At 43.3% G+C, this 22,056-nt stretch carries 23 protein-coding genes, 1 tRNA gene, 1 other RNA gene and 1 riboswitch; of the genes, 8 read left to right on the top strand and 17 right to left on the bottom strand.

Annotated features, from left to right (window positions below; all coding sequences use genetic code 11):
* Positions 1 to 64: 64 nt before the first annotated feature.
* From SOI82_RS07485 to SOI82_RS07475, 3 genes are all read right to left on the bottom strand, one after another.
* Positions 65 to 529 (bottom strand): hypothetical protein, encoded by a 465-nt coding sequence (locus tag SOI82_RS07485; protein WP_320666817.1) that lies wholly within the window; start codon positions 527 to 529, stop codon positions 65 to 67.
* A gap of 38 nt (positions 530 to 567) precedes the next feature.
* Positions 568 to 897, bottom strand: coding sequence for a hypothetical protein (locus tag SOI82_RS07480; RefSeq protein WP_320666816.1), 330 nt, complete (start codon positions 895 to 897; stop codon positions 568 to 570).
* A 98-nt stretch (positions 898 to 995) separates the two neighbouring features.
* Positions 996 to 1,069 (bottom strand) — tRNA-Arg (locus SOI82_RS07475).
* A 38-nt stretch (positions 1,070 to 1,107) separates the two neighbouring features.
* Here SOI82_RS07475 and rnpB point away from each other — a divergent pair.
* Positions 1,108 to 1,516, top strand: an RNA gene (rnpB, locus tag SOI82_RS07470) — RNase P RNA component class A.
* Positions 1,517 to 1,580: 64 nt separating this feature from the next.
* Complete coding sequence (rnc, locus tag SOI82_RS07465) at positions 1,581 to 2,321, top strand: ribonuclease III (protein WP_320666815.1); 741 nt, start codon at positions 1,581 to 1,583, stop codon at positions 2,319 to 2,321.
* A gap of 37 nt (positions 2,322 to 2,358) precedes the next feature.
* Here the strand turns inward: rnc and SOI82_RS07460 are convergent, their stop codons facing one another.
* Entirely contained in the window at positions 2,359 to 2,544 is a 186-nt protein-coding gene (locus SOI82_RS07460; protein WP_320666814.1) for an NAD(P)H dehydrogenase subunit NdhS, read from the bottom strand.
* A gap of 51 nt (positions 2,545 to 2,595) precedes the next feature.
* On the opposite strand from SOI82_RS07460, the gene rimM reads away from it, so the two are divergent.
* Positions 2,596 to 3,129, top strand: a complete 534-nt coding sequence (gene rimM / locus SOI82_RS07455; protein ID WP_320666813.1) for a ribosome maturation factor RimM — start codon at positions 2,596 to 2,598, stop codon at positions 3,127 to 3,129.
* A gap of 64 nt (positions 3,130 to 3,193) precedes the next feature.
* Positions 3,194 to 4,663 (top strand): mannose-1-phosphate guanylyltransferase/mannose-6-phosphate isomerase, encoded by a 1,470-nt coding sequence (locus SOI82_RS07450; protein ID WP_320666812.1) that lies wholly within the window; start codon positions 3,194 to 3,196, stop codon positions 4,661 to 4,663.
* Here the strand turns inward: SOI82_RS07450 and glmS are convergent.
* Both glmS and psaC read right to left on the bottom strand, forming a co-directional pair.
* Positions 4,650 to 6,554, bottom strand: coding sequence for a glutamine--fructose-6-phosphate transaminase (isomerizing) (glmS, locus tag SOI82_RS07445; protein ID WP_320666811.1), 1,905 nt, complete (start codon positions 6,552 to 6,554; stop codon positions 4,650 to 4,652). The genes SOI82_RS07450 and glmS overlap by 14 nt on opposite strands.
* Before the next feature lie 83 nt (positions 6,555 to 6,637).
* Positions 6,638 to 6,883 carry a photosystem I iron-sulfur center protein PsaC gene (gene psaC / locus SOI82_RS07440; RefSeq protein WP_320666810.1) on the bottom strand — a complete coding sequence of 82 codons (246 nt, stop codon included), beginning with the start codon at positions 6,881 to 6,883 and terminating at the stop codon, positions 6,638 to 6,640.
* 137 nt (positions 6,884 to 7,020) lie between these two features.
* On the opposite strand from psaC, the gene acpP reads away from it, so the two are divergent.
* The 3 genes from acpP to tkt are packed head-to-tail and all read left to right on the top strand — an operon-like array spanning position 7,021 to position 10,583.
* Positions 7,021 to 7,263 (top strand): acyl carrier protein, encoded by a 243-nt coding sequence (gene acpP / locus SOI82_RS07435; protein ID WP_320666809.1) that lies wholly within the window; start codon positions 7,021 to 7,023, stop codon positions 7,261 to 7,263.
* Between the two features lie 7 nt (positions 7,264 to 7,270).
* Positions 7,271 to 8,518, top strand: a complete 1,248-nt coding sequence (fabF, locus tag SOI82_RS07430) for a beta-ketoacyl-ACP synthase II (RefSeq protein WP_320666808.1) — start codon at positions 7,271 to 7,273, stop codon at positions 8,516 to 8,518.
* A gap of 55 nt (positions 8,519 to 8,573) precedes the next feature.
* Entirely contained in the window at positions 8,574 to 10,583 is a 2,010-nt protein-coding gene (gene tkt / locus SOI82_RS07425) for a transketolase (RefSeq protein ID WP_320666807.1), read from the top strand.
* A gap of 154 nt (positions 10,584 to 10,737) precedes the next feature.
* Here tkt and thiC read toward each other — a convergent pair whose 3' ends face one another.
* The 5 genes from thiC to ruvB all read right to left on the bottom strand — a co-directional run bounded on the left by thiC (position 10,738) and on the right by ruvB (position 15,765).
* Positions 10,738 to 12,138 (bottom strand): phosphomethylpyrimidine synthase ThiC, encoded by a 1,401-nt coding sequence (thiC, locus tag SOI82_RS07420; protein ID WP_320666806.1) that lies wholly within the window; start codon positions 12,136 to 12,138, stop codon positions 10,738 to 10,740.
* 47 nt (positions 12,139 to 12,185) lie between these two features.
* A riboswitch (TPP riboswitch) is annotated at positions 12,186 to 12,290 on the bottom strand.
* Positions 12,291 to 12,496: 206 nt separating this feature from the next.
* Positions 12,497 to 12,715: a DUF3188 domain-containing protein gene (locus SOI82_RS07415; RefSeq protein WP_320666805.1), complete on the bottom strand. Its 219-nt coding sequence runs from the start codon at positions 12,713 to 12,715 to the stop codon at positions 12,497 to 12,499.
* Positions 12,712 to 13,908, bottom strand: a complete 1,197-nt coding sequence (locus SOI82_RS07410; RefSeq protein ID WP_320666804.1) for an amidohydrolase — start codon at positions 13,906 to 13,908, stop codon at positions 12,712 to 12,714. The genes SOI82_RS07415 and SOI82_RS07410 overlap by 4 nt, the downstream gene beginning before the upstream one ends.
* Positions 13,905 to 14,696, bottom strand: a complete 792-nt coding sequence (locus tag SOI82_RS07405) for a tetratricopeptide repeat protein (protein ID WP_414153505.1) — start codon at positions 14,694 to 14,696, stop codon at positions 13,905 to 13,907. Before SOI82_RS07405 ends, SOI82_RS07410 begins: the two co-directional genes overlap by 4 nt.
* 13 nt (positions 14,697 to 14,709) lie before the next feature.
* A complete protein-coding gene (gene ruvB, locus SOI82_RS07400; protein WP_320666803.1) occupies positions 14,710 to 15,765 on the bottom strand; it encodes a Holliday junction branch migration DNA helicase RuvB in 1,056 nt (351 codons plus the stop codon).
* 50 nt (positions 15,766 to 15,815) lie between these two features.
* Here ruvB and smpB point away from each other — a divergent pair, with 50 nt between their 5' ends.
* On the top strand, positions 15,816 to 16,313 hold the full coding sequence (gene smpB / locus SOI82_RS07395) for an SsrA-binding protein SmpB (protein ID WP_320666802.1): 498 nt from the start codon (positions 15,816 to 15,818) through the stop codon (positions 16,311 to 16,313).
* A 159-nt stretch (positions 16,314 to 16,472) separates the two neighbouring features.
* Here smpB and SOI82_RS07390 read toward each other — a convergent pair whose 3' ends face one another.
* The 6 genes from SOI82_RS07390 to SOI82_RS07365 form a co-directional block, all read right to left on the bottom strand.
* Positions 16,473 to 16,730 carry a hypothetical protein gene (locus SOI82_RS07390; RefSeq protein ID WP_320666801.1) on the bottom strand — a complete coding sequence of 86 codons (258 nt, stop codon included), beginning with the start codon at positions 16,728 to 16,730 and terminating at the stop codon, positions 16,473 to 16,475.
* Positions 16,731 to 16,792: 62 nt separating this feature from the next.
* A complete protein-coding gene (lysS, locus tag SOI82_RS07385) occupies positions 16,793 to 18,283 on the bottom strand; it encodes a lysine--tRNA ligase (RefSeq protein WP_320666800.1) in 1,491 nt (496 codons plus the stop codon).
* A gap of 72 nt (positions 18,284 to 18,355) precedes the next feature.
* On the bottom strand, positions 18,356 to 19,168 hold the full coding sequence (gene rpaB, locus SOI82_RS07380; protein ID WP_320666799.1) for a response regulator transcription factor RpaB: 813 nt from the start codon (positions 19,166 to 19,168) through the stop codon (positions 18,356 to 18,358).
* Positions 19,169 to 19,659: 491 nt separating this feature from the next.
* Entirely contained in the window at positions 19,660 to 20,181 is a 522-nt protein-coding gene (gene mreD / locus SOI82_RS07375; RefSeq protein ID WP_414153504.1) for a rod shape-determining protein MreD, read from the bottom strand.
* Positions 20,181 to 20,924, bottom strand: a complete 744-nt coding sequence (gene mreC / locus SOI82_RS07370; protein WP_320666797.1) for a rod shape-determining protein MreC — start codon at positions 20,922 to 20,924, stop codon at positions 20,181 to 20,183. Before mreC ends, mreD begins: the two co-directional genes overlap by 1 nt.
* A gap of 4 nt (positions 20,925 to 20,928) precedes the next feature.
* Entirely contained in the window at positions 20,929 to 21,981 is a 1,053-nt protein-coding gene (locus SOI82_RS07365; RefSeq protein WP_320668384.1) for a rod shape-determining protein, read from the bottom strand.
* Positions 21,982 to 22,056 lie beyond the last annotated feature (75 nt).

Here is a 22,056-nt window from a genome sequence, read left to right as displayed (position 1 = left end):
ATTAATTGTTAAACTATATACAATCATCTTAAAGCTAAGCGTGAATTTATAAGAGTTAAGATAATTAGTTTTTATCAGGAACGTCAGGCGTCTGATGAAGCAATCTATTTAATCTGAGACGGTCTGCGTTAAGAGGATCAGGAGCCAATTCATCGGCTAATTCACGGAATTTTTGTTCTATAGCTTCTGGTACTTTCACATCAAAAACTCTTTCCATCAATGCTTCTATTGAAAAAAGATGAGCATTAATATTTTCAAGATCAGCTATTGCTTGCTGAAGAGAGTCAGCTTTTTCTTCAGCTTCTCCAGCAATGGAAAGCGATGTAGCAGAGTCATCCTGATGACTAGCCCTAGCACCATATTGCTTTTGTAAATCCTCTAACACTCTTCCTGAAAGAGTCCTAAAAGATTGCAAAGCTGCCCAATTCAACTCTTGCTGATTGCGAAGAGTGGGAAACTCACGAATTAACCGATCATGCTCCCTATAAAACCTTTGACAGTCAGGGCATTGGCAGGGCTCTTCAGTCACCGGAGTCCCTCTTAGCGCTTCCACCATCATTACATCTGCTATGCCGCTAATGGAGGTTCTTCAAAAGAATTGTCCTCATCCCCTTCAAGGTGAAGGCTATCTGGGAGAGGAATCTCAACACTCGTAACAACCTGTATGACATCCCTCAATCGCATTGAATCTGCAAACCAACCCATTGCCTGTTCAGTGTCACCTCGTCGTTCAGCATCACTAGCCTGATCCTCATGGGCTTCAGCCAAAAGAGCTAACCAGCAGAGGCATCTAGCTTGAACAACTGAAAGATCTAATTCAGTCGATTGTAAATTTGCGATTTTCTCACTTTCCTGCTGTACAAGAAGTCGAAGTCGAAGATCGTGAAGCTGGGTCATAGCGACTGTTTCACTTCACATACGCTAGCGGCAGGGTGCCATGTTTGCCCACCCCACCAGATGTAGCACCGACCACTAAAAAACAATCTTCAACATCACGGGGCTGGCGGGACTCGAACCCACGACCTACGGTTTAGGAAACCGTCGCTCTATCCGGCTGAGCTACAGCCCCACTGGAATGAATTATGCCTTCAAGGCATTATGGACTGTGAAAGCAGGAGAGGTGATCGCAATCGTTACTTATTTGCTATACGCATTCTGTATTCGATTGAGGAAAGTCCGGGCTCCTCGATGGCCAGGCTTGCTGGGTAATTCCCAGTGCGGGCAACCGTGAGGAAAGTGCCACAGAAACACACCGCCAATGGCTATTACTGGGGCATTTACCCCAAAGCACAGGCAAGGGTGCAAAGGTGCGGTAAGAGCGCACCAGCAGCATCGAGAGGTGCTGGCTAGGTAAACCCCGGCCAGGAGCAAGGCGAAGGAACTAATGCTGGTCATCTGCCTTAGTTCCATTACATGAGCCGCTAGAGGCTGTCGGTAACGTCAGTCCCAGATAGATGATCACCCACATCTCTTTCGAGAATGTGAACAGAACCCGGCTTATGACCTGCTTTCACCCTTTTTATATATTTAGCAACCAATTCAAATAGTCAAGATATTAAACAACAATAAGCAAAATTACAATGAAACAAAAGACAAATGAAAAAATTTCCACGAAACGAACAAATCAGTTGCAATTACTATTGGCACGCATAAATATTGACCCCAACAAATTTGTTCTTCAAAAAACAGATTTAGGGTTCAAAATTATCAACGAAGCATTAACTCATACCTCTGCAAATTGCTCATACAATCATGAGAGATTGGAATTTCTAGGAGATGCAGTTCTTAGGCTTGCTGCTACAAAGTTCATTGACTACAACTTTCCAAGAATGACAGTTGGCGATAGATCGGCCCTTAGATCAATCCTCGTAAGCGATGATTGGTTAACAAAAGTTGGAAAGAATATAAAGATAGAAAAAGTACTAATTATTGGCCCTAAAGCCGAAAAGGACTTTGCTGCACTTTCCACTCTTCAGGCGGAAGCAACTGAAGCCTTAATTGGAGCTATATACGAATGTTTAGAAGATCTCAGTCAAATTATTATTTGGCTCTCTCCATATTGGCAAGAAGAAACATTCCAAGTTATGAAAGACCCATACCGACACAATTCTAAGTCTGCTCTTCAAGAATGGAGCCAAGGCAAAGGACTTAACTTACCGAAGTATGCAGTGCAAGAAGTTTCTCAAGAACATGGAGATCCTAAAAGATTCTTTTGTAGAGTAAAAATCGAAGATAAAGTAATAGGAGAGGGCTGGGGAAGCTCTCGCAAAAACGCAGAAAAAGAAGCAGCAATTTCAGCCTTAAAAAGTCTTAAAATCTAAGCAAGTTTATAAATTAAGAATATATATAAAATACAAATTAAATTAATTGAAGATGCTTAATTGGAATTGTTATTAACTTATCCCAATTGCCTCCTTCAAAAAGTACCGCAGCCTGGTCTCCACTCACTCTCTGAACAAAGCCTGTATAACCTTTGTAAATTGAGCGAGAGTCATTTACTTGCACAGTGGCTCCAGGCAAAATTGGTGTTGAAGATTCAGTCACCTATCAAATCCTCTTGCGTAAGGTCAAGTCCAAACAATCTATCCTTCTCGCATGATTAGCAACGAAAATTGGCTAAGGATAGGAAAGCTTGTTACGCCCCAAGGCCTCCATGGCGAAATCAGAGTCAAACCATACAGCGATTTTGAAGAGCGGTTCACTCAACCTGGTAAACGCTGGCTAAAGAACAAAGAAGAAACTGATCTCCTCCAAGTCAAATTAATCTCTGGTAGACGAGTCCCAGGAAAGGAAATTTTTGTAGTGCGCTTCGCTGAAATAAATAATCGGACTGAGGCTGAAAAACTTATTGGTGCAAACCTTCTAGTCCCTTCAAGTGATCGACCAAAGCTTGCTGAAAATGAATTCCATCTTCTGGATTTAGTTGGCTTAGAAGCCAGACTGAAGCCAAATGGACCTCTAATAGGAATGGTGACCAACCTGACTAATGGTGGCAACGATCTACTAGAAATCAAACTTTTAGAAGGACGAACAGTATTAATACCATTTGTCCATGCAATCGTACCCGTAGTAGATCTCAAAGAAGGGTGGCTCCTGCTAACTCCACCACCGGGACTTCTAGAACTTTGAAATAGTCGACAAAAGTCAAATCTGAGGAGATCCTTAGAAGAAGCACAGTAATTCAGTAATAGAAGTGGAAACATCCTCCATAACCCCTGTCATCCTTTGTGGCGGATCAGGTAGCAGGCTATGGCCCCTTTCTCGTGCTAGCTATCCAAAACAGTACTGGGCTTTGTATGGCGACAACAAAGAAACATTGCTTCAACAAACTCAGCAAAGATTGAAAGGGTTGCAAGGCCTAGCCGAACCATTATTGATCTGCCACGAAAGTCATCGTTTCATCGTGGCCGAACAAATGCGACAAATAAATGTTGAGCCAAGCGCAATTTTGCTTGAACCAATAGGCCGAAATACAGCCCCTGCAATTGCAATAGCTGCATTAAAAGCTACAGACAAAGGGGAAGATCCTCTTCTATTGGTCTTAGCAGCAGACCATGTAATAAGAGATGAAAAACAATTCCTACTTGCTATTGAAGCTGGCAAAACCTATGCAGAAAAAGGAAGACTTGTCACGTTTGGAATAGTGCCGACCAAACCAGAAACAGGCTATGGCTATATCGAAGCATCTCATTCTCTAGAAAATGATTCTCTCGAAGGAGTAACAATATCGAGATTTATTGAAAAGCCAAACAAAAATACCGCTCAAGAGTTTTTGAAAGATACTCGGTTCACTTGGAATAGTGGGATGTTTCTTTTCAAAGCAAGTGCAATTATCAGTGAATTAGATCGCTTAGTACCAGAAATTGTTAGCTCCTGCAGAGCTGCATTAGATCAAGAGATCCCTGACCTTGACTTCTTCCGCCTGGAAAGGGAGGCCTTTGCAAGATGTCCAAATTTGGCAATTGACGTCGCAGTTATGGAGAAAACTCAATTGGGAACTGTCATACCTCTAAAGGCAGGATGGAGTGACATTGGGAGCTGGAATGCTCTATGGGAAACAACAGATCAAGACCAGAATGGCAATGTCATTACAGGACGAGTAATAGCCGAAAAAACTCGCAACTGTTACTTGCGAAGTGAGCACCGACTAGTTGTTGGCCTTGGGGTAGAGAACCTACTAGTAGTAGAGACTGACGACGCAGTTCTCATAGCTGACCAAAACGAGGCTCAAAATGTCAAAAATATAGTCAAGCGTCTTGAAAATACTGGAAGTCCTGAAGGTATTGCACATCGAAAAATATATCGCCCATGGGGAAATTACACAGGTGTCATTAAAGGCAACCGCTGGCAAGTCAAGCGGATTGAAGTTAAGCCAGGCGCCAGTCTTTCACTGCAACTACATCACCACAGAGCTGAGCACTGGATAGTTGTAAAGGGAACTGCTTTAATCGAAAGAGATGGAGAAAAAAGTTTATTAGGTGAAAACCAAAGCACTTACATACCCTTAGGTTGTAAACATCGTCTAACAAACCCAGGGCGTATGCCAGTGGAATTAATTGAAGTTCAAAGTGGTACTTACTTAGGCGAAGACGACATTGTTCGATTCAAAGATCGTTATGGTCGAATTGCTGAAGTCCAAGAGCATTCAGCTACTCAACTGTGACACTTTTCGCTAAATTGCGAGGCTGATCAATGTCTAGACCCCTATTTGCTGCAATGTGGTAACTAAGCAATTGCATTGGAATAATTGACACTAAAGGACTAATCAATTCACTTACCTCAGGAATTGGAAGCAAAGCATCAAAAATTTCTGTCGCAAGCCCCTCAGGTGCAACGCCTATAAGCTTTGCATCACGTGCTTTTGCTTCTTGTGCATTACTTAAAACTTTCTCAAAAACTATTCCTGGTGTAGCAATAGAAATAACTGGAACCTTTTTTTCTAATAAAGCTATAGGGCCATGTTTCATTTCTCCAGCTGGGTAACCTTCTGCATGTATATAACTAATTTCTTTCAGCTTTAAAGCTCCTTCTAAAGCAATTGGATAGTTAATACCCCGTCCTAAAAAAATTACATTTTGTGTATCTGAAAAAAGTTGAGCTAAATTTGCACAAATTTCATTATGTTTCTCAATTAATACAGCTAACTGGTTCGGTAGGGCTCTAAGTTCATTTGTCAAATTACGTATTTCTTTTGCAGAACAACTATCACTTCTAGATGCAAATGACAGTGCTAAGCCATAAAAAGCCAATAATTGACCTAAAAAGGTTTTTGTAGCGGCAACTCCTACCTCAATCCCTGCTCCTATATCAAGAATATTTGAAACCTGACGGGTAATAGAACTTTCAAGTCTATTGGTAATACCTAACTGACGAGGTAAAAAAGCAGGGTTCCCATATGCCTCTCGTCTTTTAGATTCCATTGCTAACGCAGCTAGTGTGTCAGCAGTTTCTCCTGACTGAGTGACGCCAATAGTCAATGTATGAGGGGCTAGCGGTGGTGGCGCATAGCGAAATTCACTGGCATAAAACACTGATGTAGGTATCCCTGCAAACTGTTCCAAAAGATAAGCTCCAACCGTCGCGGCATGGCGACTAGTTCCACAGGCAAGAATCTGAATACGCTCGATACCTTCATAAAAAGAATCTTCAAATGGATAAACCACTGGAGCTTTTTCAGGAAGTCCCAATGGAAGATGCCTATCCACCCAATATCTTGCCGTTTCCGATTGCTCAAAAATCTCTTTAAGCATGAAATGACGAAAATGTCGCTTATTGACAACATCTTCTTGCCCATTCAGCAAAGAAGGGCTTCTGAGTTGTCGTTTTCCTTGAATGTCATAGAGCTCAATTCCAAGAGGAGTTAATAACGCAACCTCGCCATCTTCCATTGGCAAAATCGTCCGGGTAAAGCCAGCTAGTGCAGGGGTATCACTTGCACAGATAAATTCACCTTCTCCAAGACCAATTAATAGTGGGGCCTGTCGCCTTGCTACTACTAATGCATCTGGAGTGGCATCCCAAACGACTGCAAGAGCATATGCACCTTTCAATTGCAAGGTGACTTTTTGAACAGCTTCTAAAAGCAACGAACCGTTTGAAGCACGGCCATCAGATTTGAGCAACTTAAGTTCTCGAGAAATTAAATGAGGTATAACCTCTGTATCAGTCTCGGAAGCAAATTTGATGCCTTCTTTCTGAAGGTCTTTTCGTAAAGAGCTGTGATTCTCAATAATTCCATTCTGAACTACTGCCAAACTGCCAGAACTATCCCTATGAGGATGAGCATTCCGCTCATCAGGCTTCCCATGCGTTGCCCACCTTGTATGCCCAATTCCTAATTGGCCAGAGGCACCCTCCTTATCAACCACATTTATAAGATTTACCAATTTTCCACTGGCTCTTCTACATGTAAGAGAGCCTTTCCCCCTTAGAGGCGATTCGTTGACTGTTGCAAGTCCTGCTGAGTCATAGCCTCTGTACTCAAGACGCTTTAATCCTTCAAGAAGCAAAGGAGCTGCATCTCTAGAACCAATTACAGCAACAATTCCACACATTTATTAACCCGGGTGGAACCCAGGCTGAGGTTATTTCTTTAGTTTCTAGAAACTAACCTAGAGGCTAACAAAGTTGGGGAAGGTCAATAGGCTAGGCCCATGCTGCGGGTGGTTTCATCGCCTAGATAAACCCTGATACTGATGAAATCTGTTGGGCAAGCCGTTTCACAACGTTTGCAACCAACACAATCTTCAGTGCGAGGAGATGAAGCAATCTGTCCTGCTTTGCATCCATCCCAAGGGACCATCTCAAGCACGTCGAGAGGGCAAGCCCTCACGCATTGTGTGCAACCGATGCATGTGTCGTAGATCTTGACGGCGTGGGACATAAGTCCTTTTCCGGAACTGGCCTGTAACAAACATTACTCCGCCTTGGACAAATTAAATACATTCGCCAACCTGCCGTCACTCTTGTTAACTACTTCCGTCAGCTCGTAGGATACAGATCTGGTTTTATCGGTTATTTATGGCTGCGGAAGCGATCCTAGAAAAAGTTCGTTCTATCGTTTCAGAACAACTCAGTGTTGATGCCGGTGAAGTAAAGCCGGAATCAAATTTCCAAAATGACCTCGGAGCAGATTCGCTGGACACAGTCGAGCTAGTCATGGCTTTGGAAGAAGCCTTCGACATTGAAATTCCCGACGAGGCTGCAGAAGGCATCGCCACAGTTGGTGATGCTGTTAAGTACATCGAAGACAAGCAATCCTGAGGATCTAATGGTGAAGGGTCTTCATCGCGTTGTGGTCACTGGCCTCGGCGCGATTTCACCTATCGGCAATACCGTCGAAGAGTACTGGGAGGGTCTAACTGCAGGCCGTAACGGTGTTGCGGGCATCACTCTCTTTGATGCTTCTGCTCATGCCTGTCGCTTTGCTGCCGAGGTCAAAAACTTTGATCCAACAGGACTCTTAGAGCCAAAGGAATCTAAAAGATGGGATAGATTCTCAAAGTTCGGTGTAATAGCAGCAAAAGAAGCACTAGCTCATTCAGGAATCACAATTGAAGAAAGCAATGCCTCTCGCATTGGTGTAATCATTGGCTCTGGAGTGGGTGGGTTACTGACTATGGAAACCCAAGCTCATGTACTCGCTGACAAGGGTGCATCTCGAGTAAGCCCCTTTACGGTTCCAATGATGATCCCCAACATGGCTACAGGACTAGCCGCTATTGCCCTTGGGGCAAAAGGGCCTAGTTCAGCAGTCGCAACAGCATGTGCTGCAGGTTCTAATGCAATAGGAGATGCCTTTCGAATACTTCAACTTGGAAAAGCTGATGCAATGGTATGTGGCGGCGCCGAAGCAAGCATTACTCCTTTAGGAGTCGCAGGATTTGCAAGTGCTAAGGCTCTCTCATTTAGAAATGATGATCCATTAACAGCTAGCAGACCCTTTGATGCACAAAGAGATGGCTTTGTGATAGGAGAAGGGGCTGGAATATTAGTACTAGAGACCTTAGATAATGCAAAAAAACGAGGTGCAACTATTCATGCCGAGATCATTGGATATGGCACAACCTGTGATGCGCATCACATCACTTCTCCTTCTCCAGAGGGAGTAGGGGGTGCAGAGGCAATTCGACTAGCTCTCCAAGATGGCGAGATAAGCCATGAACATATCGATTACATAAATGCGCATGGAACTAGCACACCAGCCAACGACAAAAACGAAACATCAGCAATAAAAACAGTGTTTGGGGAAAAAGCTCATCAAATCCCTATTAGCTCTACAAAATCCATGACTGGTCATCTTCTTGGAGGCTCAGGAGGGATTGAAGCTGTAGCGTGCGTGCTCTCTCTAAAGCATGGAGTAGTACCTCCAACCATCAATTACTCCAATAAAGACCCTGATTGTGATCTGGACTATGTACCGAACACAGCCAGAGTTCACAACTCAAAAGTTGTTCTATCAAACTCTTTTGGTTTTGGAGGCCATAACGTCTGCTTGGCCTTTAGGCAATTGATCTAAAAAGGTCTGCCAACAACACCTCTCATCTTCACATCACTAATCCGCAATTAACGAAATGGTCGCCGCGACAGCCTCTCTAGAAACGCTCTGCATCAACAGCATTCGCATGCTGGCCGTCGATGCGATCAATAAGTCCAACAGTGGGCACCCTGGTTTGCCAATGGGATGTGCCCCTATGGGATATACCCTCTGGGACAAATTTCTTCGCCATAACCCGAAAAACCCTCAATGGTTCAATCGAGACCGCTTTGTCCTGTCAGCTGGTCATGGATGCATGTTGGTCTATGCGCTCTTACACCTCACTGGATATGACTCAGTCACCCTTGAAGATATCAAGCAATTTCGTCAATGGGGCTCAAGAGCCCCTGGTCACCCAGAAACTTTTGAAACCCCTGGCATAGAAGTAACCGCAGGTCCTTTAGGGGCAGGTATTTCTAATGCAGTAGGTCTAGCTATTGCAGAAGCTCATCTCGCCGCCAAATTCAACAAAGTAGATTCAAAAATTGTGGACCATTTCACCTATGTAGTGATGGGTGATGGTTGTAACCAAGAAGGAATCTCTTCAGAGGCCTGTTCTCTGGCAGGCCATTTAAAACTTGGCAAGCTAATTGCTCTCTATGACGACAATAGGATCACCATTGATGGGAGGACAGACGTTTCATTCACTGAAGATGTCCTAAAGCGTTATGAAGCTTATGGCTGGCATGTACAGCATGTGGCTGATGGAGACACAGATATCAATGCAATTGAAAAAGCAATTGAATTAGCAAAAACAGTCACAGACAAACCCTCAATTATCAAAGTCACCACAACCATCGGTTATGGCTCACCTAACAAAAGTGATACCGCTGGCGTACATGGGGCTCCTCTAGGAGAAGAAGAAACCCAGCTGACTCGCAATCAACTTGGATGGAACTATGGCCCATTTGAAGTTCCGGAAGAAGCTTATGACTGTTATAGAAAAGCCATTAATCGTGGAGCCAGCTTAGAAGCTGAATGGAATCAAGAGCTAACTAAATACCGCACCAAATACCCCACTGAAGCTGCTCAATTTGAAAGAATGTTGCGTGGTGAACTTCCCCAAGGATGGGATAAGGATTTACCAACCTATACAGAAGAAGAGAAAGGTCTTGCAACTAGAAAGCACTCTCAAATCTGTCTAGGAGCCCTAGGACCAAACCTTCCTGAACTCATTGGAGGGTCAGCAGACCTAACCCATTCAAATTACACAGATATAAAAGGAGAAACAGGGTCTTTCCAATCTGGAACACCTGAGAAACGCTATCTCCACTTTGGAGTCAGAGAACATGCAATGTCTGCAATTCTCAATGGGATCGCTTATCACAACAGTGGACTTATTCCTTATGGAGGAACCTTCTTAGTTTTTGCAGACTACATGCGGGGCTCAATGCGCCTTTCAGCACTAAGTGAATTAGGAGTGATTTACGTACTTACGCATGACTCAATCGGAGTTGGGGAAGATGGCCCTACTCATCAACCAATAGAAACTATTCCATCTTTACGCGCAATACCCAACATGTTGGTTTTCCGTCCTGGTGATGGAAATGAAACTAGCGGGGCTTATAAAATTGCTATTGAAAACAGAAATCGACCAAGCGCCCTTTGCCTAAGCAGACAAGGCATGGCGAACCAAGCAAATACTTCATTAGCAAAGGTTGCTCAAGGCGGCTATATCCTTGAGAATTGCGAAGGTGAGCCTGAGTTAATTCTTATCGGTACAGGGACCGAACTAGATCTCTGTGTACAAGCAGCCAAACAACTCACAGCAGAAGGCCGAAAAATACGAGTTGTATCTATGCCTTGTGTAGAGTTATTCGAAGAGCAAAGTGAATCTTATAAAGAGGAAGTACTCCCATCAAGTATTCGCAAAAGAATCATCGTAGAAGCAGCTGAGGCCTTTGGCTGGCACAAATACATTGGTCTTGATGGTGACAGTGTGACGATGAGTAGTTTTGGAGCATCTGCACCAGGTGGAACATGCATGGAGAAATTCGGATTTACGGTTGAAAATGTTATAAATAAAGCCAAAAAGCTATTGAATTAAATAATATTTATAAATAAATCCTAGTCAAATCCTACATGCTTCTAATATCTACTCTGCTTATTCGGCAAAGTAGATATTAGAACTAGTTAACAAGTAATAACTCCACTTATCGTGGCTTGATAACAAATTTAAGCTATCTCTTCTAAAGATAATATTAATCGTCTTTGTTTAGCTTAAGTGCTATTAATTCAGACGCTCCTTTTTGACTTATCGCCTTTTCAAGGCCTTCTAAATCAGCTTCCGTTATCTTGGTCTGCATTGGGCAGTGCTTTGGCCCACACATTGAACAGAACTCAGCTTGTTTATATATATCTGCAGGCAAAGTTTCATCATGATATTCACGAGCTCGTTCAGGATCTAGAGCTAATTCAAATTGCTTATTCCAATCAAAGGCATATCTAGCACGACTTAACTCATCATCTCGATCACGAACTCCTGGGCGATGTCTAGCTATATCGGCTGCATGTGCAGCAATTTTATAAGCAATTAAACCCTCTCTTACATCATCAGGGTTAGGGAGCCCTAAATGTTCTTTCGGTGTGACATAACAAAGCATCGCTGTTCCATACCAGCCAGCCATTGCTGCACCAATTGCACTTGTAATGTGATCGTAACCAGGTGCTATGTCAGTAACTAAAGGGCCAAGAACATAAAAAGGGGCCTCAGCGCAATCTTCCATTTGCTTACGAACATTGAATTCAATCTGGTCCATTGGCACATGACCTGGACCTTCAACCATCACCTGAACATCATGTTTCCACGCACGCTGGGTGAGTTCTCCAAGAGTTTTCAATTCAGCGAGCTGCGCCTCATCCGATGCATCATGCAAACAACCAGGGCGAAGAGAGTCTCCTAAGGAAAAGGCACAGTCATAGCGTTTGAAAATCTCACAAATGTCCTCAAAGCGAGTGTAAAGAGGGTTTTGTTTGTAGTGATACAACATCCATTGGGCAAGAATTCCCCCTCCTCTACTAACAATCCCAGTTAACCTTCCTTTGACCTTGGGAAGATGCTCAATTAATAATCCAGCATGGATAGTTTGATAATCAACACCTTGTTGACAATGCTTTTCAATAATGTGAAGAAAATCATCCTCAGACAATTTTTCGATCGAGCCATGGACACTTTCTAAAGCCTGATATACAGGAACGGTGCCTATTGGCACTGGAGATGCATTAATAATCGCAGTGCGAACCTCATCTAAATTCACTCCTCCAGTCGAGAGATCCATAACAGTATCTGCGCCATATTTGACAGCAAGTTTCAATTTTTTTAATTCCTCATCAACGTCACTGGCATTAGGTGAAGCTCCAATATTTGCATTCACTTTGCATTTAGAAGCTATCCCTATAGCCATAGGCTCAAGGTTTAGGTGATTAATATTCGCAGGAATTATCATCCTTCCTCGAGCCACCTCCTCCATAATTAAGGATTCAGGCAAGCTTTCTCTGTTGGCCACATAAGCCATTTCTTCGGTAATAACTCCCTGACGAGCAAAATGCAATTGAGAAACATTGCTTTTGCCCTTGCGAGAAGCTACCCAGGAAGTTCGCATGACCTAAACGTAATCAGAACAGAATGGTTGGAGTAGCAAAGCCTGAGATCACACTTGATTCACTTCCCTTCGCCGACGCAAATCGGATCAGGTTCGGAGGGTTTGATCTCAGCCATCAAAAAGAAATTTGAATGGCACCCCTAGTGATTGTCTAAAGCTAGCTCTATTTCATTAATTCAGCCGTAATCTATTTACCAAACCAAATTCTTTTCCCACGAACCCAAAAAAGAACCAAGTCAAATGAAAGTTAAATAGATTGAAGGAAGTAGTGCTCGATATTAAAATTTCTCTGAAGAGTTTAACTAGCAATTACAAGATAAATAATATCTGAACCTTAATTATTTATATTGAGAATTGATCAATTTATAGGCTGATTTCGATTGCGAATTGCCAAGAGTAACTTCTTTCGACGATTGCGGCGCTCCAGAGCCCCACTAATTATTAACCCTACCCCTGCTAATAAAGCAGGCAAAGATTGCAATCGCTCACTGCCTTCACGTTGAAATAATCCCAATATTGAAATCAAAATCAAACAAGGAGCAGAAAGTGATAACAATCGATTATGGAAGTTCTTCATGAATCCTTACTATCAATTATAGAGTGCTCTTGCATCCATTCAAAAAGAGTAGCTAAAAGCACCTCAATACCAACCTCAAGACTTCTCTCATCTGGCGCAAAATGACCGTTATGAAGTGGGGCGCAACCGTTCTCACTAGCAACACCTAAGCGGAACATTGTGCCTCTAATACCTTGCAATAGTTCAGCAAAATCCTCTGCACCTAAAGAGGGTGTGGCCAGTCTTAAGACATTAACTTCTCCCAAAACAGAAATCGCACATTTTTCAAGCATAGTTGTCAAAATAGGATCGTTATAAACAATTGGTGTAATACAGCGGTATTTGACAATTGCGCTAGCGCCAAAGCTAGAAGAAATCGATTGGACAATCTCTTCTATCCAATTTGGCAATGTCTCATGCAAAGTGTCATCCAAACAACGAACCGTTCCCAAAAGTTTCACCCGATCGGCAATTACATTGAAAGCCTTCCCTCCTTCAATTCGTCCAAAACTAATCACCACTGGATGTAATGGATCTAGTCGTCGACTAATCGATTCTTGTAAACCACTTATTACCTTTGAGGCAATCCATATAGCGTCAATAGCTTGGTGAGGCCGTGCTCCATGTCCACCTTCTCCAATAATTTCAATTTCCAACTCTCCTGCTGCTGCAGTTAGGCTTCCACTTCTAACGCCAATTTTTCCTACAGGTAAATCGGGGTATACATGCACCCCAAAAAGAGAGTCCAAACCTTGAATTGCACCATCTGAACGCATCCATCGGGCCCCTGCTGCTATTTCTTCTGCTGGTTGAAACAACAATCGAACACCTGTCGTCAGGTCTTTTTCCTCGGCTAAAATCCTTGCCACACCAAGCCCTATACAGGTGTGTAAGTCATGTCCACATGCATGCATCAAGCCTTGACTCCGAGATGAATATTCCAACCCCGTTAGCTCCTCGACAGGCAAAGCATCCATATCCACTCTTAAACCAACCAATGGACCATGACTAGGCCCAAGTTCAGCTAAGACTCCAGTACGACCGACAGCCTCTGTTACCCGCCAACCATATTTTCTTAATTCTCCAGCCACAAGGGCGGCAGTCTGATGTTCATTACCACTTAACTCTGGATGTGCATGCAAATGGCGACGCAGCTCTATGAGATCAGGTAAATAATTTTTCAGGCGAGTCTTTAAAACATTTGCACAATTCATGGTTTCTCCAATGCTAAAAATGCAAGAAGGTCGTTGGCTGGTGCAGGAGGCCAACGACGAATATGCAACAGCCAATCTTTCTCTCTGTAACGACTATCCAATCCAACTGCTGCAGCCCAATGACTCTCCGCCTCACCAAAACGACCTTGATGCCACAAAAGTGCAGTCAATGCAGCCCTCGCATCAGCGAACATAGGGTACCTCCGAATAATTGCTCGAAGTTCTGATTGCGCTTTGTCCAAATCACCAAGCTGGTAAACCATTAAAGCCTTACTTGAACGAGCCATAACAAAACCCTTTCGTCCCAATGAAGCATTTTGAAAAAGCACTTCGGCCTCTGCCCAGCTAGTTTGTGCAACTCTCACATTGCCAAGGTTATACATTGCAGAAGGATCTTCAGGATCATGTTGAAGAATCCAGTTGTAGTCAGCTGCTGCTTCATCCCACAACTGCAACGCTTCCTCTGCTATTCCCCTATTTAAATGAGAATCCACCTCAGAAGGCAGAATATCTATGGATTTTGTTTGATCCGCAATAGCGCCTTCTAAGTCTCCAAGTGCAAAGCGTACATTTCCTCGATTACTCCATGCCAAAGCATCCTCTGGAAATAATTCCAAGAACTTATCCCATCGTTCTAAAGCTGAGATCAAATCTCCATCTTTACTAGATTGAATAGCCTTTTCAAAGAGTGGTTGCGGTAATTGCGAAGCCCCTACTGGCAGCTGATTAGTAAATAAAAAACAAACCAATAAAGCCCTCAAACCAAACAAAATAAGTTTTTTGTGCACTAGAAAAAGCTCATTAATTCTCTTTTGATGCCATATGAAGCTTGCCAGCAGGAGTAACCACTCTCCCCCTTGGAGTTCTTTGAAGAAACCCAATTTGCAAAAGAAAGGGTTCAACAACTGATTCTAAAGTTGCAGAATCTTCTCCGAGGGCAGCTGCCAAAGTATCGAGCCCCACAGGCCCTCCTCCATGAACCTCAAGAAGAAATTCCAATAATCGTCTATCGCTTTGATCTAAACCTCGATCATCTACACGGTGCAATCTGAGAGCCTCATCAACCAAGTCTGGATTAATCAAATCAACAGCTCCTCGAACTGTTGCAAAATCCCGTACCCGTTTTAATAACCGATTCGCAATTCTTGGAGTGCCTCTACACCTTCTAGCTATCTCAAGACAAGCTTCTGGAGTAATTGACACGCTAAGCAAACGTGCAGTTCTTTCAACAATGGCCTGAAGGTCTTTCAAATCATAAAATTCCAACCTTTGACTCAGGCCAAATCGATCTCGCAAAGGCGAACTAAGCGAACCAGCTCTAGTTGTAGCGCCAACAAGAGTGAAGGGTGATAGTTCTAAAGACCTCATACGGGATGAACTTCCTTTCCCAACTGTGAGATCCAAACGTTTGTCCTCCATAGCGGGATACAGCAGTTCTTCTGCGACCCGTGGTAGTCGGTGAATCTCATCAATAAAAAGCAAATCACGAGGCTGAACATTGACCAACAAGCCAACTATGTCGCGTGGTCGTTCAAGCGCAGGGGCACTCGTAATGCGACATCTCACTCCCAATTCCGAAGCCAAAACAAGAGCCATAGTTGTCTTACCTAATCCAGGCGGCCCATACAACAAAACATGATCAAGAGCCTCCCCTCTTCCAATTGCAGCCTTTATGGCGATACCAAGAACTTCTTTGAGCGCAGACTGGCCAATATAATCTTGTAACGATTTGGGCCTAAGTCCATCGTCACGGAGCGGACTTAACTCTTCGATAAGAGGTGAAGCAGATAAATAGCGATTCTTACCCCTTAAAGCTTGAGAATCGGATCGATCTGTATTAGAAGAAACAATTGCCATGATGGAAGGGTAACCATCTCTGGATATGTTCCAAGTGTTAAGAAGTAGTAATGGCTAAAACAAAAGCTAAAAAATTAAAAGCAGCTCTCCGAGCTTCAGCGCACAAAAGATTGGCAGAAAATCGTCTGGCCAGGCATCAATATGAAATTTTAGAAACCCTAGAAACAGGAATGGAGCTATTGGGAACTGAAGTCAAGTCGATACGAGCTGGAAAAGCAAATTTAAGAGATGGATTCTGTCTAATTCGCAAAGGTGAACTTCAACTGCACAACGTACATATTTCTCCTCATAAACAGGCTAGTAGCTACTTCAATCATGAGCCTCTAAGAGTAAGAAAGCTTCTAGCTCATCGCAGAGAAATCGAAAAGTTAAAAAGTCAACTAGATAGAAAAGGACTCACGTTGATTCCATTGAGCCTTCACCTCAATGGTTCATGGATAAAACTCACCATTGGGCTAGGAAAAGGCAGAAAACTTCATGACAAAAGGCAGGAGGAAAAAAGGAAACAAGCTGATCGTGATGTGAAGTCAGCTTTAGAACGTTTTTAATCAAGAGAGAATTCGAACAATTCGACACTCGCTAGACAGAAAAGTAGCCACATAAGCTTTTCAACTGTCTTATCTCTATTTCATAAAACTACTAGGTTTTCCTAGCACTGAAAACAACCTCCAGAAACGAAAAACTGATGTAATTAAGTGAGCTCAGTGTTATTGGCCAGGAGGCTGCAGGCTCACATTCTCAGGTGGGGGTGAGGGATCAGGGTCAGCTATCAACATGTGTTGAAGCACAATCTCAGGTCTTTCGCTATCACGCCAGCGGATGCGATAGGCAGGCATCTTGGTACCACGGCTAGTGGTTTGTTCAACAGGCTCCATAACCCAGCCACGCCTAGAACGTCCCTGAGGATTGCGTTTGACCACCGCATCGGCGTGTTTAAAGCGGAAACCAACGCGCTCACCACTCATCGGAACAGAACTTTGCCACTCGCTCAATTATCCACTGTGATGGGACCCCACTAGAAATGTTTTTATTTTGACTCCGGCCGAAGTAATGGAAAAGCAATCACTTCTCGAATAGAAGCACTATCAGTGAGAAGCATAACTAAGCGATCAATTCCTATGCCAAGGCCTCCTGTAGGAGGCATTCCGACTTCCAAAGCATTCAAAAAATCTTCATCTACACCATGAGCTTCAAGGTCACCTGCCTGACGACGAGCTTGCTGAGATTCAAGGCGCTTACGTTGATCTATAGGATCAATTAATTCACTAAATGCATTTGCAGTCTCGCGACCAGCTATAAAAAGTTCAAAACGTTCAACCAAACCCTTCTGACTACGATGAGGCCTCGCTAGAGGTGATATCTCAATTGGGTAATCCATCACAAATGTTGGCTGATGAAGATTTGACTCCACTGACTGCTCAAATGCTTCATTAAGCAATCTCCCAACACTATCTGCTTTTACTGGGACCTCTAAACCAAATTCAACCATTGCTGCAGCAGCGTCATCCCGGTCATTAAAAGTAGTGAAATCAATACCAGTTGCTTCCTTCACTAGATCATGCATAGTTGCCCGTCTCCATGGTGGAGTCAGATCAATTTCCATCGCTTGATACGAAATTTTGGTAGAGCCAAGAAGCTGAGCACAAACTGAAGAGATCAACTCCTCAGTCAAATTCATCATGTCTAAATAATCCGCGAAAGCCTGATACACCTCAACTGAAGTGAATTCAGGATTATGTCTAGTACTAATGCCCTCATTACGAAATATACGTCCGAGTTCATAAACCCGTTCAAAGCCCCCAACAACTAGTCTTTTTAAATGCAACTCTGTGGCAATCCTTAAATAAAGCGGCAGATCTAGTGTGTTGTGATGAGTAATAAAAGGCCTTGCCTCTGCTCCCCCAGCCTCAGATTGCAGTACTGGCGTTTCAATTTCTAAAAATCCACGCTGATCTAACCATCTCCTTATGGCACTAACCATTAAAGCCCTTCGTTTAAAAGTCTCCCTCGATTGAGGTGAAACGATCAAATCCAAATATCTTTGTCTATATCTAGTCTCTATATCTGTCAAACCATGCCATTTATCAGGCAAGGATTGTAAAGACTTTGACAGCATCTGCCATGCAAAAACCTTTACAGAAAGTTCACCCCGGTCAGTTCTACGCAATATCCCGCTAACACCTATCCAATCTCCAGTATCAACAAGATCGATTAATTGCGAAAAAGAAGTGGAGGATTCAGATTTGCCATCAATAGTGGCCTTCTCTAAATAGAGCTGCAAAGTGCCAGTTTCATCAGCCAAATTAAAAAAAGCAAGCTTCCCCATGACGCGGCGAGACATTACTCGTCCTGCTACTGAAACATTGACTAATCGTTCTTGACCGTTGGGAAGATCCTTATGATCAGCCTTTAAAGAAGCCGCATGATGAGTAATTGCATATCTCACCGCATAAGGCTCTTGACCTAAACCTTTCAATGCTTTCGCCTTTTCTAAGCGAATCTCTCGTAAATCAGACAAAGAAGGATTAGCAGACCCGCGTCATCTTGCCTGGAGATGGGCCATCTTGCACTCTTAAATGTAATTATTTCTTCAACTGGCTATAGCAGTAGGAAACTCTCCCATACGCTGTGATGCGTATCCAATTCCTCTAACAGTAAGGATCAATTCAGGATTACGAGGATCAGGTTCAAGCTTGCCTCTCAAACGCGCAACGTATACATCAACAACTCGAAGATCTGCAGCTCTTCTAGGCGGGTATCCCCAAAGTTGTTCCAGTATCTCTGCTCTAGGAACCACCCTGCCTGGTTCACGGAACAACAACTCAAGCAAACTGAATTCTGTATAAGTAAGTCCAATACGATCCCCCGCACGACTTACTTGTCTCCGATTTGTATCCACTACTAAGTCACCTAAACGTAAAACTCCCTGGCCAACAGGCAGTTCCCTTGGTTCAGCCACAGCAACACCAGGCCCCATCCTTCGCAAAATTGTCGCAATTCGTGTCTCGAGCTCTTTGGGGCTAAAAGGCTTGGAGAGATAATCATCTGCCCCCAAATCAAGCCCTGCAACTCGTTCAGAAATCGCTTCAAGTGCAGTCAAAAAGATTATGGGTACACAAGATTCCGCTCTAAGACGCCTACAAACAGCAAAGCCATCAAGCTTTGGAAGCATTACATCTAGGACAACCAAATCTGGTGACTCGTTATGAAACACCTCTATAGCCTTTTCCCCATCCTCAGCTGATAGAACCCTATAACCAGCCAATTCAAGTCTGGTCATCAAGACACGAACCACAGCTGGCTCGTCGTCCACGACAAGGATCGTGGCCCGAGGGTTACTCACTGGCGCCTTCTTTGGGGACCCATCAACGCTTTTAAGCTCTGATGGACCTCTCCTTGGCATGTTGAATTCCTCGTCAAGAAAAGCAACATTAACCTTCCAACCCAAAGAAAAAGGGTCAAAAGATCCTTCAACAGAAGAGTTTTTCGTTTTTTTTAAGATTTCTAAAGTATTTGTACCTGCGTATTTCTACTCAATTAAGGGTATTTTGGGACTGTATCAAAAATCACCTTACTAGGTAAAAAAACATCTGTCCGACTGGGCTCTTCTATTAAAAAAGAGTTTTGATATTGACCCAAAATTCAAGATAGCAATGGTGATACATATTTCTTTGCAAGTTAAGGTCCAAAGGCACCATTAAAGGTGGAATTGAGGAATTGCTAAATTCAAGTTTCTTGGAAATACTTGAATTACCTTGAATAATTTTTCGCAATCAAAAATTACCTAAAAAATTTAGCTGCTATCAGGTCAAGCTTTTAACAAGTCCAAGAGCAACTTAAAAGAAAACCATTAACCAAAGTAGAAAAAAGATCACCCCCCAAATTGGGTACTATTTATTTAGAGATAAAGGTAGATTTAGGCCCCTTAAACAGGGTCAAAAGCCAAGTACAAGCTAATGGGGCAAGTAAACCTGTAAGAATCGCCTGGCAAAGGATAGTATGCAAACTCCACGAGTTAAATAAAACCTCTTGTCTACCAATGTGTGTTAGTGAAAACTGAATCCAAAAACTTATTCCTAGAACTACACTTCCTATCCATGCCAAGCATCCAAGACTAAAGTTGCTATCTATAAGTAAATCTCTTCTTCCTATTCGACCCCACCAAAAACCAAGAAGGATTAAAACTGGTACATGAGTGCCGTCCCCAATACTAATCGCATCCAAAATCAACCCTAATGAAAAACCCGCCAAGCTCCCTGAATTAGGACCATTCACAAGTGCCCAGGGCAATAGCCACAACACCGACCAACTGGGGCCAACACCCATCAATGAGAACCAACTAGGTGATAAAAAAGTCAAAAGAGGAACTGCTAAAGCAGAAGCCAAAAAAAACTTTCTTAGCTTTTGTCTACCCATCAAGGTCTTTGCACTTGTACCCAATCAATTGCCTCTGGGGCTGCTAGCAATTGCACACTGGCCTGAGGTGCTGGTAATGCTTTTTTATCTAGAACCTGAATTACCCCAACAGGCAAATTAGGCGGCAAAATTGTGCTGGCTGGGGAAGTACTCACAACATCTCCTTCGATAACCATTGGAGCTTTATCTAGAAAAGTCAACTGAGGACGATTGGTGCCCATTCCAAGCAAGATCCCATGACTTTTGGTACGAGAAACCCATACCCCTACTTGACTCCCAGGAGCAGTAAGTAATCGCACTCTTGCAGTTGTTGGAGTAACACTTTCAACTATCCCTAATAAGCCTCCAGGACCCATTACTGCAAAAGTCGGCCTAATCCCATCGATGGATCCTTTACCAAGCTCCACTTGTTGCCACCATCCCTTAGGCCGACGAGAGATGACTGGAGCGGAGAAAAGTCCAAATTTTGATGATTGCTGAAGAGAGAGAATTGTTCTTAATCGTTCATTGTCCTGTTCAAGCAAATTCAATCTGATCTGCTGATCGAGTTGAGCCCCATCTTGAATCCACTCCCTCTGAGCTGAACCAGGCCAAAACGGCTTTGTTAATAATGCATAAGCATCAGAAAACCCTGCACCTTTACTCAATCGAACAATAAAAAGACAACTTGCAAGAAGAAACCAAGGCCACAGTTTTCGCCAAATTTTCCAACGAAAAGAAGCCAACCTAGCCCCTCCAAACATCTCTTCAATCCGTAGCTGAATTTCTTGCGAAGTCAGGAGTGTCGAGAACTCTCCGTAAACGCTTGAAATCTTCTAAAACCTGTCCACAACCCTTCACAACACAGAGTAAAGGATCTTCTGCTACGTGAGTAAAAATCCCAGTTTCATGGCTCACAAGATCACTAATGCCTCTCACTAAGGCTCCACCACCAGCAAGCATGATCCCTCTATCGGCTATATCAGCCGCCAATTCAGGGGGGGTTCTCTCCAAAGTCCGTTTTACAGCTTCAACTATTTTGCTAAGAGGTTCAGCCATAGCTTCCCTCAGATCCCCTGCTTGAAGATTAATCGACCTAGGCAGACCTGATAAAAGGTGAAGACCTCTAACATCCATCGACTTCATATCGTACTCATCGTCAGGGAAAGCCGATCCAATTCGAATCTTGATTTCTTCTGACGTACGTTCCCCGACAACCAAGTTATGCACTTTCTTCAAATAGACGGCAATAGCATCGTTAATTTCATCGCCAGCGACACGAACAGATTCACTTAGCACTGTCCCTCCCAAGCTAAGCACAGCTACCTCGGTTGTTCCTCCTCCAATATCAACAATCATCGTTCCAATTGGCTCTGTCACTGGCAGTGATGCTCCAATTGCAGCTGCAACTGGCTCATCAATTAAATGAACTTCCCTAGCTCCTGCCATACCTGCCTCACGAACAGCACGACGTTCAACACCAGTGACACCACTGGGTATACCAACCACTAAGCGTGGTGAAATTATTCCACGGCCCTCATTGCATTTTTGAATAAAGCTTTTGAGCATCTGCTCAGCTGCATCAAAGTCAGCAATCACTCCATCACGCAGGGGTCTAACTGCACGAATATTCCCAGGAGTTCTTCCCAGCATTAATTTGGCATCATCACCGACTGCCATTGGAACTCCCTCCTCTAAGTCCATAGCCACCACAGAAGGTTCTTGGAGGACGATCCCTTTCCCAGACACATAAATCAGAGTATTGGCTGTACCCAAATCAATCCCGATATCGCGAGAGAACTTAAATCGACTAAAGAACACGGGTTTTTTTCCAATTCGGCGAATCATAGAGGTACTTTGCGAAGACTCTTGTTACTTACAAAGAAGAGTCTTGAA

The organism is Prochlorococcus sp. MIT 1307 (assembly GCF_034092395.1).
In the GTDB taxonomy this organism is placed as follows: domain Bacteria; phylum Cyanobacteriota; class Cyanobacteriia; order PCC-6307; family Cyanobiaceae; genus AG-363-K07.
Note: the sequence above shows the minus strand (reverse complement) of the source record. Positions and strands in the feature narration are given on the sequence as shown.

What these genes read in the sequence shown, in the direction of transcription:
- SOI82_RS07480 (WP_320666816.1), bottom strand. Translation starts at nt 897, where the DNA reads ATGACCCAGCTTCACGATCTTCGACTTCGACTTCTTGTACAGCAGGAA.
- rnc (WP_320666815.1), top strand. Translation starts at nt 1,581, where the DNA reads ATGAAACAAAAGACAAATGAAAAAATTTCCACGAAACGAACAAATCAG.
- rimM (WP_320666813.1), top strand. Translation starts at nt 2,596, where the DNA reads ATGATTAGCAACGAAAATTGGCTAAGGATAGGAAAGCTTGTTACGCCC.
- glmS (WP_320666811.1), bottom strand. Translation starts at nt 6,554, where the DNA reads ATGTGTGGAATTGTTGCTGTAATTGGTTCTAGAGATGCAGCTCCTTTG.
- psaC (WP_320666810.1), bottom strand. Translation starts at nt 6,883, where the DNA reads ATGTCCCACGCCGTCAAGATCTACGACACATGCATCGGTTGCACACAA.
- acpP (WP_320666809.1), top strand. Translation starts at nt 7,021, where the DNA reads ATGGCTGCGGAAGCGATCCTAGAAAAAGTTCGTTCTATCGTTTCAGAA.
- fabF (WP_320666808.1), top strand. Translation starts at nt 7,271, where the DNA reads ATGGTGAAGGGTCTTCATCGCGTTGTGGTCACTGGCCTCGGCGCGATT.
- tkt (WP_320666807.1), top strand. Translation starts at nt 8,574, where the DNA reads ATGGTCGCCGCGACAGCCTCTCTAGAAACGCTCTGCATCAACAGCATT.
- thiC (WP_320666806.1), bottom strand. Translation starts at nt 12,138, where the DNA reads ATGCGAACTTCCTGGGTAGCTTCTCGCAAGGGCAAAAGCAATGTTTCT.
- SOI82_RS07415 (WP_320666805.1), bottom strand. Translation starts at nt 12,715, where the DNA reads ATGAAGAACTTCCATAATCGATTGTTATCACTTTCTGCTCCTTGTTTG.
- SOI82_RS07410 (WP_320666804.1), bottom strand. Translation starts at nt 13,908, where the DNA reads ATGAATTGTGCAAATGTTTTAAAGACTCGCCTGAAAAATTATTTACCT.
- ruvB (WP_320666803.1), bottom strand. Translation starts at nt 15,765, where the DNA reads ATGGCAATTGTTTCTTCTAATACAGATCGATCCGATTCTCAAGCTTTA.
- smpB (WP_320666802.1), top strand. Translation starts at nt 15,816, where the DNA reads ATGGCTAAAACAAAAGCTAAAAAATTAAAAGCAGCTCTCCGAGCTTCA.
- SOI82_RS07390 (WP_320666801.1), bottom strand. Translation starts at nt 16,730, where the DNA reads ATGAGTGGTGAGCGCGTTGGTTTCCGCTTTAAACACGCCGATGCGGTG.
- rpaB (WP_320666799.1), bottom strand. Translation starts at nt 19,168, where the DNA reads ATGCCAAGGAGAGGTCCATCAGAGCTTAAAAGCGTTGATGGGTCCCCA.
- mreD (WP_414153504.1), bottom strand. Translation starts at nt 20,181, where the DNA reads ATGGGTAGACAAAAGCTAAGAAAGTTTTTTTTGGCTTCTGCTTTAGCA.
- mreC (WP_320666797.1), bottom strand. Translation starts at nt 20,924, where the DNA reads ATGTTTGGAGGGGCTAGGTTGGCTTCTTTTCGTTGGAAAATTTGGCGA.